Source organism: Methylobacterium organophilum, assembly GCF_022533465.1.
Classification (GTDB): Bacteria; Pseudomonadota; Alphaproteobacteria; order Rhizobiales; family Beijerinckiaceae; genus Methylobacterium; species Methylobacterium organophilum.
The window spans coordinates 2,105,940-2,122,226 of the sequence record NZ_CP092848.1; the positions used below are offsets into that span (position 1 = coordinate 2,105,940).

The following is a 16,287-nucleotide window of genomic DNA, read 5'->3' on the forward strand; positions in this document are numbered from 1 at the left end:
CAGCCCGCAGAGCCGTCCCGAGGCCGGAGCGAGGAACACGTGAACGGCCCAAATCAGCGCTTGCACCTGTAGTCGCTACAGGTTGCACAATCCGGACATCGAAAGGATCCCACATGGACAAGTTGGTTGGCACGGCTCCATGCGAGAGCACGGTCGCACCGCGCAGCGAGGCCGAAGGGGACGGGCAGAGGATCGCTGCCGTCGGCGGCATCCTCGCCGCGCTCGGAGCCTCCTCCTGCTGCATCCTGCCCCTCGCACTCTTCAGCCTCGGCGTCAGCGGGGCCTGGATCGGCAACCTGACCGCGCTCGCGCGCTACCAGCCCGTCTTCATCGCCGCGGCGGTGGCGTTCCTTGGCTTCGGGTTCTGGCGGGCCTACCGCCGGCCGGCGGCCTGCGCGGATGCCGGCGCGTGCGCGCGGCCCGGCTCGGGCCGTCTCGCCAGGATCGGGCTGTGGATTGCCGCCGCACTCGTCCTGGCGGCCGTGACCTTCCCCTACACCGCCCCCCTGTTCGTCTGACCCTCACCGTCCTTACCCAGGAGATCACTATGAAGATCTTGCTTCGCGCCCTCATCGCCGGATCGGTCCTGGCGCCGGCCGGTGGCGCCTTCGCCGCCCCGCGCACGGCCATTCTCGACGTCCAGAACGTGAGCTGCGTCACCTGCGCGCCCATCGTCAAGAAGACGTTGTCGCGCCTCGACGGGGTGACCCAGGTCACGGTCGTCGAACGTGGCGGCACGGCCACGGCCACCGTGACCTTCGACGACGACAAGGTCACGGCCGAGGCCCTGTCCGGGGCGGCCACCAACGCCGGGTACCCGTCCTCCGTGAAGGAGGTGAGGAACGCGGCCGCCGACATCACCGGCAGCCCCGCTCAGGCGCGCTGACGAGGCCCGGGACATCATTCTGGCGACCGCCATCTCCTTCGAGCCGGCGCCTGCCCGGCCGCGCCCTGGCGCGCGACGCCCATCCCGGTGGCCGTCCCAGGATCGGGCGGTCTCGCGGCCGGGGCCACCGGGGCCGACGGTGTCCCGGTCCCGCCAATCCTCGTCCTGGGCAGCTCAGCCGGGATCAAGCCCGATCGGTTCAACACCTCCACGCGTCCGGCGGCATCCGAGTGCCGCGGCGCGGACGAACACACACGGAAGCTGAGATCATGAGCGATTGCTGCAGCACCCCGCGCGGGAACAACGGCAGCGGCCCCTACGACCTCGTCGTCGTCGGCGCCGGTTCGGCCGGGTTCTCGGCCGCGATCACGGCCGCCGAGCAGGGCGCACAGGTCGCCCTCATCGGGCACGGCACGTTGGGCGGCAGCTGCGTGAACGTGGGCTGCGTCCCCTCGAAGGCCCTGATCCGGGCCGCGGAGACCGTGCACCATGCCAACACCGCGGGCGGCCGGTTCGCGGGCATCCAGGCCCAGGCTCGGGTGACCGACTGGCGCGCCCAGGTCGCCCAGAAGGACGCCCTGGTGCAGGGCCTGCGCCAGGCGAAGTACGCGGACCTCCTGCCGGCCTACAACAACGTGTCCTACCACGAGGGTCGCGCGCGCCTCGTCGCCGGCGGGGTCGAGGCAGGGGGCCGGCATTTCGCGGCGAATCGCATCCTCATCGCCACGGGCACGCGCCCGGCCATGCCGAACATTCCCGGCCTTGCCGACGCCTCGCCCCTCGACAGCACCGCGGCGCTTGCCCTCACCGAACTTCCGCGCTCGATGATCGTCCTCGGCGGCGGCTACATCGGCGCGGAGCTTGCGCAGACCTTCGCGCGGGTCGGGGTCGCCGTGACGCTCGTCTGCCGCAGCCGGCTCCTGCCCGCGGCGGAGCCGGAGATCGGGGAGGCCCTCGCCGGCTATCTGGCCGGCGAAGGCATCGCCGTTCTGGGCGGCCTGTCCTACGAGGCCGTGGACAGGACGGAGGGTGGCGTGAGCCTTACGTTCTGGCGGGACGGCCGCCGGGAGACCGTCACGGCCGAGCGGATCCTGGCGGCGACCGGGCGCACCGCGAATACCGAGGACCTCGGTCTCGCCGACGCGGGTGTCGCCCAGACGCCGACGGGCGCCATCGTGGTCGACGACCGCATGCGCACCTCGAAGCCGGGCATCTACGCTGCCGGCGACGTCACCGGGAAGGACCAGTTCGTCTACATGGCGGCCTACGGCGCGAAACTGGCCGCCAAGAACGCCCTCAACGGCGACAGCCTGCGCTACGACAACAGGGCGATGCCGGCCGTGGTGTTCACCGACCCTCAGGTCGGAAGCGTCGGCCTCACCGAGGTGCAGGCCCGGGCGGCCGGGTACGACGTGCGCACCTCGGTGCTCACGCTCGACAACGTGCCCCGCGCGCTCGCGGCGCGCGACACGCGCGGGCTGATCAAGCTCGTGGCGGATCGCGCGACCCGGCAGCTGTTGGGAGCGCATATCCTGGCCCCCGAGGGCGCGGACAGCATCCAGACGGCGGCGATGGCCATCCGCGGCGGGCTGACCATCGACGCGCTCGCGGAGACGATCTTCCCATACCTGACCACCGTCGAGGGTCTCAAGCTCGCGGCCCAGACCTTCGACAGGGACGTCAGGAAATTGTCCTGCTGCGCCGGTTAACCGGGATGCCCAGGATCCGCAGGGGGATGTCTTCCGACCTGCAGGCGAGACCGCAGCGTTCTGCCGTCGAGATCAGGCCGGGCGTGCTCCGCCCGGAATGGTCGGCCGCTGTCTCGCCTGGCGCGCGGGCCGCGCTCGCCCGGCGACGGCTGCGCGGTCCAGCTTGATCGAGGCGTAAGCGCGTCCGCTGGAGGCCGATGAGGATCGGCTCTGGCGCGCCGTCCGCCGCCTCTACGCGGCACGGGGACGTCCACCCTGGCGCCATCGCCGCCACGGTGGGCGTCGCCGAGGATCATGCGCGAGCCCGCCTGGGACGCTTGCGGCGGCGGGACCTGATCGGCCTGGAGCCCGCGACGGCGGTCATCCGGTACGCGTACCCGTTCTCACGCGTCGCGACAGGCCACCGGGCCTTGCTCGGTGGGCAGTCCCTCAATGCCCTCTGCGCCATCGATGCCGCCATCGCAAGGAGAGGGGAGAACCGTGGCAGACCGGGCGGTCTCCGGCGGGTTAAGTCGGCCGGAACGCCTGCACCACGGCCGGATCCGTCTCGATACGCGCTGCCCCGATCAGGTCCAGGCAATACGGGATGGCCGGGAATACGGCGAGCAGGCTGACGCGGATGGACGAGGGACGCCCGGGACAGTTCACGATCAGCGCCTTGCCGCGCAGGCCCGCCGTCTGCCGCGACAGGATGGCGGTCGGCACCTGATCCAGGCCGCGCCGCCGCATCAGTTCGCCGAAGCCGGGCATCATCCTGTCGCAGGCGGCCTCGGTACCCTCGGGGGTGAGGTCGCGGGGCGCCGGCCCCGTCCCGCCGGTGGTCAGGACCAGGTCACAGTGCGCGTCGTCCACGAGCCGGATCAGGGCGTCACGCACGCTCTCGACGCCGTCCGGCACGGTGCGCGCGACCGCCTCCCAGGGAGAGGCGAGGATTTCCGCCAGGACGGCATGCATGGCCGGCCCGCTCGCGTCCGCGTAGCCGCCTGAGCTCGCACGGTCCGAGACCGTCAGAATGCCGATCCGCGCCGGGCGGGCCGATGGGGTCATGAGAGGCCGTCTCCAAACTTCAGGTGCGGCAGAGCCTCGTCACGCAGGCGAGCCGCTGGTCGGGCGCGAGGGTACCGCTCCATGGCTCCGGTGCTTCCGTCCGCGTGAACGGCGCCGCCCCTGCGGTATCACCGTCGCCGTCGTTGAACGTGACATCGCGTTTCGGGATCTCCGCATAGGACGGCCTGACACCCCAGGATCGCGCGGCCGGGGTGTGCCGGCGCGCCGCCCGAGCCAGGCGCTTGCCAGACATATCAGCACATGGCAATATGATGAGATGATCGGTACCGCAAGCCCCTCGGTCGGGGCCGGTCGGAAGGAGCCATTCGGCACTCATGATCCCGTTTCGCCTCGCCCTCATCGGGTTGCTCGCCTCCGCTCCGGCCGTCGCTCAGGGTCAGTCCGGCATCCTGAGCGCGGAGCAGCGGCCGGCCTTCGAAGCGGTCATCAGGGAGTATCTGCTGAAGAACCCGGACGTGGTTCAGGAGGCCTTGACCGAGCTTGAGCGCCGCCAGCAGGAGGCGCAGAAGGCGACACAAGCTGTCGCACTGCGCGAAGCGCGCGGTAAGCTGGTCAACTCCGCAAACGATTACGTTATCGGCAATCCGGCCGGCGACGTCACGCTCGTGGAGTTTTTCGATTACAATTGCCCGTACTGTCGAAAGGCGAGAAGCGATGTGGACGCCCTGGTCAAGAGCGATCCGAAGCTGCGGGTGGTCCTCAAGGAGTTCCCGGTTCTCGGGGCGGCCTCGACCGACGCCAGCCGCGTCGCAATCGCCGCGAAGCGGGGACTGCCCGCAGGCAAGCTCCGAGAGTTCCATGACAAGCTGATGGAAACGCGAGGCCGCGCCGATGGGGAACGCGCCCTCGCGGTCGCCAAGGACTTCGGGCTCGATCCCGGGAAGCTGCGGAAGGACATGCAGGACGAGGCGGTCGCGACCGTGCTCCGGGAGAATGCCGCCCTGGCCGACCAGCTCGGCATAACGGGGACCCCGGCGTTCGTCCTCAACGACGGCATCATCGCGGGCGCGGTGGGCGTCGAAGCGCTGCAGCGGGCCATCGCGAACATCCGCGAATGCGACAGGGCTTCGTGCTGACCGTCATGCATCCCAGCGCCCGCCAGGCCCCATTCCGCAGACCGGGCGAGCCGCATCCAAGCATCTGCCGAGGAAGCGAATTGCGATGAACCGACGCGGAGCACTTCGGCTGCTGTTGATAGCCTCGGCCTCGGCAACCGTGAAGCCGGCCCTTGCACAAAACGTATCGGCCCGGGAACTCGCCGAGGCGGGGCCGCTCGGGGATGTCGTGCTCGGGTCGCCGGACGCCAGGGTGACGATTGTCGAATACGCGTCCCTGACATGCGGCCATTGTGCGGCATTTCACCGAGAGACGTACCCGGAGCTGAAGCGGCGCTACATCGACACGGGGAAGGTGCGCTTCATCCTGCGCGAGTTTCCGCTGGACCCCCTGGCGACCGCCGGATTCATGCTGGCCCGCTGCAAGGGCCATGCAAGCTATTACCCGGTCACCGATCTACTCTTCGATCATCAGAAGGACTGGGCTTTCACTGCCAAGCCCCTGGACGATCTGCAGGCGATCCTGCGGCAAGCTGGGTTTCAACAAGAAAAATTCGAGTCCTGCCTCAAAGATCAGAAGTTATACGCGTCGGTCAGCGCCGTGAGGCGGCGCGCCACCGAGACCTTCAAGGTGAGTTCAACGCCGACTTTTTTCATCAACGGACAAAGGTACGCTGGGAACCTTTCGATGGAGGACATCGAAAAAATCATCGCCCCCATGCTCGGTTCCTGAGGGGGCGAACCCGTCCGGGCGCTCGTCCCCACCCCTCCGCACGGTTTCGTGAATGGCCCCGAATACCCCTGCCCGCCGCATCGGCGCCCAGAAACACGCGGGTGTGACGCACCGCACGGCGACACCGGATCCGAGCGCCCGGCCGCGGGACCTGCGCGACCCGGGCGGCGCGGTCGCGCTGCGCTTGCCGGAAGCAGGGCCGGCCGGCACCGCACGGGGTGTCGCCCCGATACCGGCCCCGCGCGCGGAGGCCGAGCCATGCTGAGCGAACGACCGGGCCACGACGCCGCCGACGCCCCGGCATGCGGGTGCGGCGACGGCTGCGGCGCCGTTTCGGCCGCGCGCGACCCTGCGCTGCAGAACACGATGGCCAGCTTCTCGGCCGGTCTGCTCGCCGCCTTCGGCGCGACCCTGGGGGCTGTCGTCGGGTTCGTGGTCTTCGCCGAATGGTCCGGTCTCCTGGACCGGCTGTCCGGGTTTGTCGCATGGCCGCTCTGGCTCGCGGCGGTCCTCCTCGGCGGCTACCCGATCTTCCGTTCCGTCCTGCGCGCCGCGTTCAGGCGGCGGGTGACCTCGCACACCCTCATGACGGTCGGCCTCGGCGCCGCCGTGCTCACGGGCGCTTGGCCGGCCGCGATCATCGTCGTGTTCTTCATGCGGCTCGCCGATTACGTCGAGCATTTCACCGCCGAGCGCGCACGCCGCGCCGTCAGGGAGTTGACCAGCCTCGCTCCCGAAAAAGCCCGGGTCGAGCGCCACGGGTCCGAGATCGAAGTGCCGGTCGCCGAGGTGCGGATCGGCGAGACCGTGGTCGTGCGCCCGGGCGAGAAGGTTCCCGTCGACGGCGAGGTCATCGCCGGACAGGCCACCGTGAACCAGGCCTCGATCACCGGCGAGTCGATGCCGGTCGAAGCGGGCCCCGGCGCGCGCGTCTTCGCGGCGAGCTTCGCTCAACTCGGCGCCCTGCGTGTCCGAGCGACCGCCATCGGCGTCGACACGACCTTCGGCCGGGTCATCAAGATGGTCGAGGAGGCCGACCGACACCGCGCCGACGTGCAGCGCATCGCGGACACGTTCGCGACCTGGTACTTGCCCGTCGTCATCGCCGTCGCGACCGCCACCTTCTTCGTGAGTGGAAACGCGCTCGCGACCGCGGCGGTGCTGATGGTGGCCTGCTCCTGTTCGTTCGCGCTGGCCACGCCCGTCGCCATGATCGCGTCGATCGGCAGCGCCGCCCGGCGCGGTCTCCTGATCAAGGGTGGGCGCTACCTGGAGGCTCTCGCCAGGGCCGACGTGGTGCTGCTCGACAAGACCGGCACGCTGACGTTCGGCCGGCCTCGGATCACGGACGTCGTGCCGTTCGATGGATCGGGCGCTCCGGGCGAGGAGCGGTTGCTGAGGATGGCGGCGGGCGCGGAACGCTACTCCGAACATCCCCTGGCCGAGGCGGTGCGAGCGGCGGCGGCCGAACGCCAGCTCTGTCCGGCTGAGCCCGAGCACTTCGAGGCCATGCCCGGCCACGGCGTGCGGGCGCGTATCGCGGGCGCGACGGTCACCGTGGGCGGCAGACGCCTGCTGCCGGAAGGATTTAACATACCGCCGCGGATGGCCGATCTGGAAGCGGCGGGCAAGACGCTCGTGGTCGTGGCCTGCGATGGCAGCCCTGTCGGGGTTCTGGCGGCGACGGACACCGAGCGGCCCGCGGTGCCGGCCGCCCTCGCCGCGCTGCGGGCGCTCGGCATCCGGCATTTCGAGCTGGTGACGGGCGACAACGCTCGCACCGCCGCTGCGCTCGCCGGACCGCTCGGCCTGGGTTACCGCGCCGACCTGTTGCCGGAGGAGAAGATCGCGGTCGTCAAGGAGTACCAGAGCCGCGGGCACGTCGTCGTGATGATCGGCGACGGCGTCAACGACGCACCGGCGCTGGCCCAGGCCGACGTCGGCATCGCGATGGGCGCCGCGGGCAGCGGCGTCGCCCTGGAGGCCTCGCATGTCGCGCTCATGCGCGAGGATTGGACCCTCGTGCCCGAGGTGGTCCGCATCGCGCGGCGCACCATGAGGGCCGTGCGGTTCAACCTCGGCTTCACGGTCGTCTACAACCTGACCGGCCTCAGCCTCGCGGCGTCCGGCCTCCTGCCGCCGACGCTGGCAGCCGCCGCGCAGGCGGGACCCGATTTCGGAATTCTCGCGAACTCGGCCCGCCTCTTACGTCCGAGGTCCGGCGCGCGGCCCGGCGGGGGCGGTCCCGACAAGCCCGGATGCCCGCCACTTCGGCTTGACCAAGACCCAGCCGTGCCGCGCGCGACCGAGGCGCGGGCATGAGCCAGACCCGCATGGAGAGCCTGAAGCGGCCGGCAACCCGGCGCCTGGCGTGGCTGGTCCCCGCTGTCCTGCTCCTCGCCGGCGGGGCGCTCTGGTCGAAGGTCGCCGGCCCCGGTTCCCCCGCCTTGCTGGCGTTCGTGGACGGCGAGGGACATCCGGCTCGCCTGGCGGATTTCCGCGGCCAGGTCGTTCTCGTCAATCTCTGGGCGACTTGGTGCCTGCCCTGCCGCCACGAGATGCCGGCGCTGGACCGTCTGCAAGCCAAGCTCGGCGGGCCGGACTTCCAGGTCGTCGCCCTGTCCGTGGACCGGGGCGGCGCCGCGGTCGTGCGCCGGTTCTACGAAACCGCCGGCGTGCGGCACCTGTCGGTGTTCCTCGACAGCGCGGGAGCCGTCCTGCCGCAGGTCGGGGCCGCGGGGCTGCCGACCACCCTCCTGTTCGACCGGGACGGCCATGAGATCGGCCGCTTCGTCGGGCCGGCGGAATGGGACGGGCCGCGGATCGAGGCCATCCTGAGAAATGCCATCGCCCAACAGAGAGGAAGGACCTCATGAACGCGGCAACACCCCCCTCGCGCACGTCCCGGCTCGCGCTCGCGACGCTCACGGCCGTCGGCATCGCCGTCCTGGGAGGAGCCCTCTGGGCCAACACCCGGGGCGCGACCGGAAACGTCCTCGCTGGGCTGGGCGGCACGCCCCGGCCGCTCCCGCCCGGCGCGCTCCAGGTCGATGACATCGCCGCGGATCCCTTCAACTATAAGGGCGGCATCACGCTGCGCGCGGTCGTCGCCAGAGCCGAGGGCACCAGCCCCCGCAAGTTCGTGGTTGTGGATGCCCGCGAGGCCAAGATCTGCAAATCGACGAACTGCGCGAAGTTCTACCTGCCGGTCAGCGCGGAGACCGCGATGCCGGTTGCGCGCTGGGACGAGGTCGACCTGGAAGGCGAGCTCGTCCAGGGCGACCGGCACCCGTATTTCCGGGTGACCGGCCTGAAGAACCACGGTCAGTTCCAATGACGCGCCCTGGCGGCACGACGGCAGGCTCGGCGGGAGACGCAGCGTGAATCTCGGAACCCTTGTCTGGCGCAATCTCGTCCGCCGGCCCGGCCGCTTCGCGTTCACGCTGGCGGGCGTGGCCGTCGGCATCGCGGCTTTCGTGGCCCTTCTCACGCTCGGCCAGGGCCTGACCCAGGAGATCCGGCGCCAGGCGCAGGGGCTGGGGGCGAACCTCGTCGTCACCCCGAAGGGCTGGTGCGCCTACGAGCAGATCTCGGTTCTCACCGGCGAGCAGTTGCCGGAAGCCATCGCGATGACGGAACTCGCCAAGATCGCGGCGGTGCCGGGGGTGCGGACGGCCGTGCCCTACCTGAACCAGCGCACGGCCTTCCGGAACCGCCCGGTGCCGCTGATCGGCATCCAGCCGACGGCGATGCGGGCGCTCCAAGGCTGGCGCGTGGGCCAGGGACGCTACTTCCAGGGACCCGACGAGGCAGGCGTGGTCATCGGCGCGGCCATCGCCCAGCAGTTCGGGCTGCGGCCGGGGGAGACCTTCACCGTCCGCGGCCGCCCGCTCCCGGTCGTCGGCGTCCTGGACACGACCGGAACCAAGGACGACGTCGCCGCCTTCGCGCCGCTCGCCGTCGTCCAGCGCATCTACGAGACCGAGGGCAAGGTCTCCTTCGTCGCCGTGCAGGTCGACGACCTGGAGCGGGCGGACGAGATCAGCCTGCGCATCCAGGAGGCGGCCAACGTCGCCGTGGTGTCGGACAAGCAGCTCGTGAGCTCGGTCCTCTCCATCGTCGGCACCGTCGGCGCGGCGATGCAGGCGGTCGCCATCGTCGGCGTGGTGGCCGCCGCCTTCGGCATCGCCAACACGCTCATGACGGCCGTCTACGAGCGGCGGCGCGAGATCGGCATCCTGCAGGCCATCGGGGGAACCCGGCGCACGCTGTTCATCGGCTTCCTCCTGGAATCCGGTCTCTACGGCGGGCTCGGAGGGCTGATCGGCCTCGGCCTCGGCGTGCTGGCGGCCTACCGGATCGGGCCGTCCCTTGCCGACAATCCCTTCACGGCGGCCCTGCGCCAATCGCCCACGCCGGCGCTCGACCCCGGGACGATGGCGGGCGTGCTGGCGTTCTCCGTCGCCTTGGCGCTGCTCGCCGGGTTCTATCCGGCTTGGCGCGCGGCGCGGCTCACACCGATGGATGCGATCCGACATGTCTGAGGCAGATGCGCTGGTCCGCTTGGAGAAGGTCTCCCGGGTCTACGGCCGCGGCGAGGCGGCGGCGGTGGCCCTGGACGAGGCGTCGCTCGCGATCAAGCGGCGCAGTTGGGTCGCGGTCGTCGGGCCCTCCGGCCATGGCAAGAGCACGCTGCTGCACCTGATGGGCGGCCTCGACCGCTCGACGAGCGGGAAGGTCCATCTCGATGGGGAGGAGTTGTCCCGCCTGAGCGCACGCCGCCTCGCCGCGGTGAGAGCGCGCAAGATCGGCTTCGTGTTCCAGTTCTTCAATCTGCTGCCGCACCTGACCGCGCTCGAAAACGTTCAGACCGCCCTCTGGTTCGGCGGCTGGCCCGCGTCCCGGGCACGCGGCAAGGGGCTCGACCTCCTGGACCAAGTGGGGCTCGCCGACCGGGCCGGCCATCTGCCGGGCCAGCTCTCCGGGGGCCAGCAACAACGCGTCGCCCTGGCCCGGGCGCTCGCCAACGACCCGGATCTCCTGCTTCTCGACGAACCGACCGGGAACCTGGACTCGACCGCCGAGGCGGACGTCCTCGACCGGCTGGCCGCGCTTCACCGCCACGGACGGACCCTCGTCATGGTGACCCACAGCCCGGCCGTGGCCGCGAGGGCGCAGCGGCTCGTCAACGTCCGCGACGGCCGGATCGCGTCGGACGCGGCCGTGGAGCGCGCCGGTGCCTGAGGTCTCGACGGCGGGTCTGCTGACCGCTTTTGCCGGCGGCGCGGTCTCGTTCCTGTCCCCGTGCGTGCTGCCGCTGGTGCCGGGTTACGTTTCCTTCGTGGCTGGCCGGTCACTCGCCGGCCAAGCCAGGAGCGGCGCGCGAGCCGGTCCGGCCGTCCGCGCGCTCCCCCTCGGGCTGTGTTTCGTGCTCGGCTTCTCGACCGTGTTCGTCCTTCTGGGCGCCGGCGCCACGGCGCTGGGCCGGCTCGTCCTGTCCTACCGGTCTGAGGCCGGCATCATCGGCGGCGCCGTCATCCTCCTCTTCGGCCTGGTGACGACGGGCGTCCTGCGGCTCCCGGCCCTGCAACGCGACCTGCGCTACCACGGGGCGCTTGCCGGCGGCGGGCCCGGCGGGGCCTACCTCCTCGGCCTGGCCTTCGCCTTCGGCTGGACACCCTGCATCGGACCCGTGCTCGGGTCGATCCTCGCCGTGACCACCGTCACCGCCGGCGCGGGCGGCCTGGTGTTGCTCGCCGCCTACTCGCTCGGGCTCGGGCTGCCGTTCCTGCTGGCCACGCTGTTCACCGACCGGCTGCTCGGCCTCGGGCGGGGCCTCGGCCGGTTCGGGCGGCTCCTCAATCTCGCGGCCGGAGGGGTGATGATCGGCATGGGGCTCGCCATGATGACGGGCCGCCTGACCGAGATCGGCTCCTGGCTGCTGGAAACCTGGCCAGCCCTCGGCCGGATCGGCTGACGAGGCGCGCTTGTGCGGCTCCACATGGTGGAGACCCGGCATCGACGCGCCGCACGGGCTGGCCGGGCTGGGGATCGAGAGGCGTCGCGCCACATATCAGCGAATGACGATGTCCAAGCATGGCTGAAGACCAGACCCTCCTGCCCGGGCGGCGTGCTCGACCCCAGCGCAGCGCTGCGCCGGCGGCCCTGCGCCGGAAGGCCGAACACATGGCCAAGCTCTGCCGCGGCCTGTCCGATCCCTCGCGCCTCGTCATCCTGGAGGCGCTGCGCCCCGGGGCGCTGAGCGTGTCGGAGATCGTGCAGGCCACGGGGCTGACGCAGTCGAACGTCTCGAACCACCTGGGCTGCCTGTACGATTGCGGGCTGGTCCTGCGCGAGCAGGAGGGGCGCTTCGTGCGCTACCGCCTCAGCGACCCGCGCGTCGAGAGCCTGCTACGCCTCACCGAGGAGCTCGTGGCCGACACCGCCCGGGGCGTGGTGGCCTGCACGGAGATCGGGTGCGGCGGCGGCTCTTGCTAGCCGTAGCCACCGACCGGGCATGGGCCCACGTGGCGGGTCCCGGGCCGCAACCCGGAACCCGGGCGCCGCGGTTCCGGCCCGGGCGGGCGCCCGTCCCGTCATCGGGTGACCACGCCGGATCCTGTCGGCCGATGGCGCCGGAACCGGTGTAGGGGAGCCGGGCTCACGTGGGAGCTCGGGTGGGGCCCGCATGGCAACCGCGGCCGTCAGGCCGTGCTGATGGGCCCCGGTACCGCCCCGGTGTGGGGTTCGCCACGACGCGGGTCCGGCCCAGCCTGTAGTCGGCGCGGCTCGGGACGTGACCGTGGACCCAGAGGCTCGGGGCGCCCCAGCCGCTCATCAGCGGTTCGAGGTCGGAGACGAGGGCGGCGGCGACCCACTCGTCGCCGAGCCAGCCGGGCCAATCCGCGGCCAGGGAGCGGCGCGACGGGGCATGGTGGGTCAACACCACGGCGCGGTCCCCGCGCGCGACGCCGGTGACGACGGACGTCGCGGTCGCCCGGAAGCCGACCTCCTGGTAGGCGATGGAGCCGAGCGCGTCCTCCAGGTAGGCGCGCGAGCGGGCGTGGGCCCCGGCGGCGTCCGGTGGCGACCAGTCACGGCCGGCGCGCAGGCGGATGCGGCGGGCATCCGGCCAGTGATGCCGGGCATACCCTCGCGCGAGGCGGGCGCGGGCCGGCCCATGCAGGGCCCAGTCCGTCCACAAGGTTGCGCCGACCACGTGCACGCCGCGGCCGTGGCCGTCGTCGAGGCGTACGCAGGCGTCCGAGAGGAGATGGAGACCGAGCTACCGCGCCAGGGCGCGGCCCCGGGCGAGCGCCTCGACCATGGGGACGTCGGACCAGTACTCCGCGTTGCCCGGCACCATCACCACGGGCCGGCTTCCCTGGCGCCCGTCCAGCGCCCGGGCGAGCCAAGCCAACGCGGCCTCGATGCCGGTGCAGACGTCGCCGGCGACGAGCAGCGCGTCGAACTCCGGCAGAGGGTGCGGAAGCTCGTAGGGCGCCCGATCGACCCGCAGGTCCGAGAGGATCCACAGGCGCATCCCCGCGGGCGTCCCGCCGCCGCCGGGCCCGCGCGCGGTCTCCGGCGCCCGACCGGCGTGCCCGGGGCCCACCGGCAACGGCGGGCGCGCGGGGAGCGGGCCCGGCCGGCCCCGCGGGGGCGTTTCCAGCGCGGGCGCAGGGGGCGGCGCCGTCAGCGGGCTCGTCCCGAGCGACCCCCGGCCGCGCTCCCGCACGCGCGGCACGGCCTCGGCAGCCGGGCGCGACCGGCGGACCAAGCCGCCGCGTCGGCGCAACGCCTGGATCGCGACGCCGTCCGGGGGCGGCAGAACCGGCGCCGGCCGCGGGAATTCCGGGGCCTCGGGGTTCGAGGCCCGCGCCGTGCCGACCGTGCCGAGCGCCGACGCGGCCGCCGCATCGGCCGCGAGCCGGCGCGGCGAGGCAGCGTCGCGCCCCTCCGGGACAGGTCCCGCGCACAGGCCGCGCGGAAGCCGCCTCGGGACGACCGGGCGCGCGAGGTTGGGCGGGATCTTCGTCATCGGGCTCCCGGGGAAAGGGGGTGAAGGACGCGCGGGGGCAGGGCGGCGCGCCCGCCGGACGCGGGGCATGCGGAACCGCCGTCGATCCGCGGGCTTGGCGGCGTCAGACCTCCACGACCAGGGCCGGGTCGAAGGCGGGATTCTCGCCGCCGTAGCCCTTCGGATTGCAGAGCACCCGCGTCTCGCCGAGCCGGTAGTCCATCGACGCGTGGGTGTGGCCGTGCACCCAGAGGGTCGGGCCGGCTTGCTCGACGAAGGCGTCGAGCCGCGAGGCGAAAGCCGGGTTGAGGGGCTTGCCTCGGAAGGCGGGCGCGACGGAGCGGGCGCTCGGCGCGTGGTGGGTCACCACGACGTGCGGCCGACGCGGCGCGGCCGCGGGAGCGGCCAGTGCGCCCTCCAGGTAGGCCCGCGAGACCCGGTGGACGGCGAGCGCCTCCTCCGGCCGGAAGCGCATCCACCGGGGCTTGGTCTGGAAGCTGATCAGCCGATGGTCGTTCATGCCCCGGCGGGCATCCTCCATGGAGGCGGCGCGCAGGTCGGGGCCGTCGAGGTCGTAGTCGGTCCAGAGCGTGCATCCCGAGAAGGGGACGCCGCCGATCACGACGGTGTCGTCCTCCAGCAGGTGCACGCCGAGGTTCGCGGCGACCGCCCGCCCGCGCGCGAGCTCCTCGACGAAGGTCCGCCGATAGAATTCATGGTTCCCGGCCACGCACACCACCGGCATGTGCGGGCGGATGACGTGCGCGAGCCAGGTGACGCTCTCGACCAGGCCCTCCCGAACGTCGCCGGCCACGACCGCCACGTCGGCGTCCGGGATCTCGGCGGGCGTCCAGGGCAGGCCGACGTCGCGGTGCAGGTCAGACAGGATCCAGAGGCGCAAGCCGCGTTCCTTTCCGGCGGGGGGACGGGACCGGTCGCCGCGCCCTTCCGGCGCGGCGCGGGCGGGAGCGCCCGCGGCGGCCCCCGGTGCTCGGTCCCCGGGCGGGGGCGCCCAGGCGTCCCAGGACGCGGCGAGCCGGGCGAGGTGGGGCTCGCCCGGGCGACGCTCGCCGAGCCGGCGCAGGGCGTGCGCGAGCAGCGCCGCGGCGGCCGGCTCGCCCCGCAGCGCCTGCGCGAGGAGCGCGCTCGCGACGAGGTCCGTCAGGCGGCTCTCCGGGCCGCAGACCCGCAGGACCGTGACCGCGACGCGGGTCAGGGCGGCGGCGTCGCCGTCGAGGGCCTCGCCCCAGGAGCGATGGCGGGTGGGCGGCGCGCAGGTCCGGAGCGTGGCCAGCAGCGCCTCGGCCGTGGCCGGCCGGAGCCCGGTCGCGGGCACCACGCGCCAGAGGCGGAGGATGGCCGGGCCTTGCCGCGCCCGGACGTCCGGGCCGGTGGCGCGGCGGGCGCCGGCAGGGGCGGCGTGCCCCTGTCCGGCGGGGCAAGTCGGGGACTCCGTCATGGGCGGCGGCTCCAGGCGAGGGGAGGGTGCGCCTCCGGCGCACGGCGGGGGTGGGCGGCGGACGCTGGCGCGCCGGCCGCGACCGGGCGTGGCCACGCCGGCCGGCTCCCGGCCGACAGCGAGGCCGACGGCGCACGGTCCGGGGGAGGGCGGTGCCTCCCGCCGTCAGGCGGGGGTGATCCGCAGCCCGGTCTGCCGCGGCGTCGCGCCGTCGGCCGGGGCCGGCCTATTGCAGGGTCGTGGGCGCCGTGTCGCCGACCGCTCTCCCGAGCCTGTACCAGCGGGAATAGGTCCGGACCCAGGTCCGCCCGTCCGAGGCGTAGACCTCGGAGGTCCTGATCCGGCACGGCCGGGGGAAGTCGGGGTGCCCCGAGACGACGCCGGTCAAGGCCCTCACGGCCCGGAGCCCGACGTCCCAATCCTCCAGCAGGGGCGCGTCCGCCAGGTCCTGCGGCGACGGCCCCGCGCCCTCTTCGATGGCCTCCAGCGCCTCGGCGAGGTCGCGGAGGCGCTCGCCCGTGTCGCGGTGGTCCGCGCCGCCGCCGGCGGACGGCGCCGGGCCGAGGCTCTCGGCCAGGTCCTGCCGTCGCAACGGGGCGGCGGAGGGGTGCCGGGCGGCGGCCTCGATGGCGGCGATGAGGTGGAGGCCCTGGCAGAGGAGCCGGGACGTGAGGGTGCCCACGACGAGGCCGGCGGCGTCGGACGGGCCGAGGCGCGGCAGCGCGACCGGCAAGGCCCGGATCGCATCGGCCGCGTCGGGAGCGCCGGTTCGGACCGCCGCGCGCATCGAGCGCTCGAAGCGCGCCACGGCGGGCTCGCCGCCGGAGCGGCCGCAGCCGAGCAGCCAGACCGGGGCCGGGGGCCCGGCCTGAACGGGGGGCACGAGGCGCGGGTCGCCCAGCACGGCGGCCGCGAAGTGTTCGTCGAGCGGCGTGGGGCCGACCGGCAGAACGGCCGCGTCGAGATGCGCGCGCAGGGACGGCGCGGCGAGGCACTCGGCGGGCAGGTCGAGGATCAGCCAGCCTTCGCGGTCCCGGGCCGTCGCGGCCTCGCAGGCGGCCTGCACCGCCGCCTCGGCCGAGGCGGCCTGAAGCTCGACAACGCGGACGGCGTCCGGCAACCTCGTGCCGCGAGGCAGCCGCGGCTCGGCCGGCCGGGTGATCCGCGCCAGCGTCGCCGGCCGCCCGGCGGCGGCGGCGACCGTCGCCACGAGGACAGCATGGGCACTCACGGAACGTCCGTCGGCACCGAAGAACGCAGCGATCATGGCAGACCCCCAGCATGCACGCCCGAAGCCGTCCGCGGACACCAAGTCCACCGACAGCCACGAAACCGTCTCGTCTGAAATCGAATGGAA

General features: G+C 72.9%; 17 protein-coding genes. 12 read left to right on the forward strand and 5 right to left on the reverse strand.

Translation table 11 applies throughout. The features are described from left to right. Nucleotides 1-113 precede the first annotated feature (113 nt). The 3 genes from MMB17_RS09740 to merA all read left to right on the forward strand — a co-directional run bounded on the left by MMB17_RS09740 (nt 114) and on the right by merA (nt 2,595). Complete coding sequence (locus MMB17_RS09740; RefSeq protein ID WP_009865694.1) at nt 114-518, forward strand: mercuric transporter MerT family protein; 405 nt, start codon at nt 114-116, stop codon at nt 516-518. Between the two features lie 29 nt (nt 519-547). Then, the gene (locus MMB17_RS09745; RefSeq protein WP_012752962.1) at nt 548-886 is read left to right on the forward strand and encodes a cation transporter; all 339 of its coding nucleotides are present in this window, start codon (nt 548-550) and stop codon (nt 884-886) included. A 269-nt stretch (nt 887-1,155) separates the two neighbouring features. Beyond that, entirely contained in the window at nt 1,156-2,595 is a 1,440-nt protein-coding gene (gene merA, locus MMB17_RS09750) for a mercury(II) reductase (protein ID WP_012752963.1), read from the forward strand. Between the two features lie 507 nt (nt 2,596-3,102). Here the strand turns inward: merA and mog are convergent. Continuing rightward, nucleotides 3,103-3,642 carry a molybdopterin adenylyltransferase gene (mog, locus tag MMB17_RS09755; RefSeq protein WP_009864996.1) on the reverse strand — a complete coding sequence of 180 codons (540 nt, stop codon included), beginning with the start codon at nt 3,640-3,642 and terminating at the stop codon, nt 3,103-3,105. A gap of 335 nt (nt 3,643-3,977) precedes the next feature. Here mog and MMB17_RS09760 point away from each other — a divergent pair, with 335 nt between their 5' ends. The 9 genes from MMB17_RS09760 (at nt 3,978) to MMB17_RS09800 (ending at nt 11,949) form a co-directional block, all read left to right on the forward strand. Next, a complete protein-coding gene (locus MMB17_RS09760; RefSeq protein ID WP_142585967.1) occupies nt 3,978-4,739 on the forward strand; it encodes a DsbA family protein in 762 nt (253 codons plus the stop codon). 85 nt (nt 4,740-4,824) lie between these two features. Then, nucleotides 4,825-5,451: a DsbA family protein gene (locus MMB17_RS09765; RefSeq protein WP_012752966.1), complete on the forward strand. Its 627-nt coding sequence runs from the start codon at nt 4,825-4,827 to the stop codon at nt 5,449-5,451. Nucleotides 5,452-5,709: 258 nt separating this feature from the next. Beyond that, complete coding sequence (locus MMB17_RS09770; protein ID WP_192285023.1) at nt 5,710-7,773, forward strand: heavy metal translocating P-type ATPase; 2,064 nt, start codon at nt 5,710-5,712, stop codon at nt 7,771-7,773. Next, nucleotides 7,770-8,327 carry a TlpA disulfide reductase family protein gene (locus tag MMB17_RS09775; protein WP_009863353.1) on the forward strand — a complete coding sequence of 186 codons (558 nt, stop codon included), beginning with the start codon at nt 7,770-7,772 and terminating at the stop codon, nt 8,325-8,327. The genes MMB17_RS09770 and MMB17_RS09775 overlap by 4 nt, the downstream gene beginning before the upstream one ends. After that, entirely contained in the window at nt 8,324-8,788 is a 465-nt protein-coding gene (locus MMB17_RS09780; RefSeq protein WP_012752969.1) for a hypothetical protein, read from the forward strand. The genes MMB17_RS09775 and MMB17_RS09780 overlap by 4 nt, the downstream gene beginning before the upstream one ends. A 43-nt stretch (nt 8,789-8,831) precedes the next feature. Then, nucleotides 8,832-9,995: an ABC transporter permease gene (locus MMB17_RS09785; protein WP_012752970.1), complete on the forward strand. Its 1,164-nt coding sequence runs from the start codon at nt 8,832-8,834 to the stop codon at nt 9,993-9,995. After that, nucleotides 9,988-10,695, forward strand: coding sequence for an ABC transporter ATP-binding protein (locus MMB17_RS09790; RefSeq protein WP_012752971.1), 708 nt, complete (start codon nt 9,988-9,990; stop codon nt 10,693-10,695). Before MMB17_RS09785 ends, MMB17_RS09790 begins: the two co-directional genes overlap by 8 nt. After that, nucleotides 10,688-11,428 (forward strand): cytochrome c biogenesis CcdA family protein, encoded by a 741-nt coding sequence (locus tag MMB17_RS09795; RefSeq protein WP_012752972.1) that lies wholly within the window; start codon nt 10,688-10,690, stop codon nt 11,426-11,428. The genes MMB17_RS09790 and MMB17_RS09795 overlap by 8 nt, the downstream gene beginning before the upstream one ends. Before the next feature lie 119 nt (nt 11,429-11,547). After that, nucleotides 11,548-11,949 (forward strand): ArsR/SmtB family transcription factor, encoded by a 402-nt coding sequence (locus MMB17_RS09800; RefSeq protein WP_009865682.1) that lies wholly within the window; start codon nt 11,548-11,550, stop codon nt 11,947-11,949. Between the two features lie 163 nt (nt 11,950-12,112). Here MMB17_RS09800 and MMB17_RS09805 read toward each other — a convergent pair whose 3' ends face one another. The 4 genes from MMB17_RS09805 to MMB17_RS09820 all read right to left on the reverse strand — a co-directional run bounded on the left by MMB17_RS09805 (nt 12,113) and on the right by MMB17_RS09820 (nt 16,161). Next, nucleotides 12,113-12,655: a metallophosphoesterase family protein gene (locus tag MMB17_RS09805; protein ID WP_241101813.1), complete on the reverse strand. Its 543-nt coding sequence runs from the start codon at nt 12,653-12,655 to the stop codon at nt 12,113-12,115. A gap of 81 nt (nt 12,656-12,736) precedes the next feature. Beyond that, nucleotides 12,737-13,492: a metallophosphoesterase family protein gene (locus MMB17_RS09810; protein ID WP_241101814.1), complete on the reverse strand. Its 756-nt coding sequence runs from the start codon at nt 13,490-13,492 to the stop codon at nt 12,737-12,739. A 103-nt stretch (nt 13,493-13,595) separates the two neighbouring features. Beyond that, the gene (locus MMB17_RS09815; RefSeq protein ID WP_012752974.1) at nt 13,596-14,930 is read right to left on the reverse strand and encodes a metallophosphoesterase; all 1,335 of its coding nucleotides are present in this window, start codon (nt 14,928-14,930) and stop codon (nt 13,596-13,598) included. A gap of 226 nt (nt 14,931-15,156) precedes the next feature. Beyond that, nucleotides 15,157-16,161, reverse strand: a complete 1,005-nt coding sequence (locus MMB17_RS09820) for a DUF6634 family protein (protein WP_241101815.1) — start codon at nt 16,159-16,161, stop codon at nt 15,157-15,159. Nucleotides 16,162-16,287: the final 126 nt, after the last annotated feature.